Raw genomic sequence first — 668 nt, 5'->3', positions numbered from 1 at the left:
ACGCCGCCGTCGCGGCGGTTGCGGACCCAGCCTTCGAGCCCGCTCGTTGTCGCCTGGTGCTCGACCCAGGCCCGATAGCCGACGCCCTGCACGCGCCCGCGGATCATGACCTGGAGAATAGCCCGGCTCATTTTTTCAATCCGAGGACGTCGGCGTTGCGCGCCTTGACATCGACCTCGCGCATGACGAGGGCCGTCAGCTCCGACGATGCGATCCCCCTAAGGCTTTTCGGCGGCGCGCCTTCGCGTAGCGCTCTCAGCGTCTCGTAGACCGCCTGCGTCGCGGCTGCGATCGGCGCATGACCCTGGAGCGCGATGCGTACGCGCTGACTGGCGAGGTAATCGAGCCCGTTCAAGTCCTCCGGCGCCCCGCCGAGCACGATCGGCAGGCGCGTCGCAGCGGTGATCGCCTCGAGCTCGGCGCGCGACTTGATGCCGGTGAAGAACAGCGCATCGACCCCGGCGGCTTCATATGCCCTAGCGCGGCGGATCGCGTCTTCGATCGAGGTGATCGAAGCAGCTCCCGTGCGGCCCATGATGACCAGCGAGCCATCGCTGCGGCCGCCGAGCGCGGCCTTCATCTTGCCGACGCCCTCCTCGAGCGAGATCAGCTGCGTCTTCGCCTCGCCAAAAGCGGCCGGCAGCAGCGTGTCCTCGATGGTGAGACCG

2 protein-coding genes are annotated in these 668 nt (G+C 68.1%); both read right to left on the bottom strand.

Annotation, left to right across the window (positions count from 1 at the left end; translation table 11 throughout):
- Positions 1–131 (bottom strand): acylphosphatase (locus MOV75_RS40850; RefSeq protein ID WP_247008524.1); only part of this gene is annotated, 131 nt, incomplete at its 3' end.
- Positions 128–668 (bottom strand): isocitrate lyase/phosphoenolpyruvate mutase family protein (locus MOV75_RS40845; protein ID WP_247008522.1); only part of this gene is annotated, 541 nt, incomplete at its 5' end. The genes MOV75_RS40850 and MOV75_RS40845, both read right to left, overlap by 4 nt.

The organism is Bradyrhizobium sp. PRIMUS42, assembly GCF_023006515.1.
Classification (GTDB): Bacteria; Pseudomonadota; Alphaproteobacteria; order Rhizobiales; family Xanthobacteraceae; genus Bradyrhizobium.
This window is presented reverse-complemented; position numbering and strand designations above follow the sequence as displayed.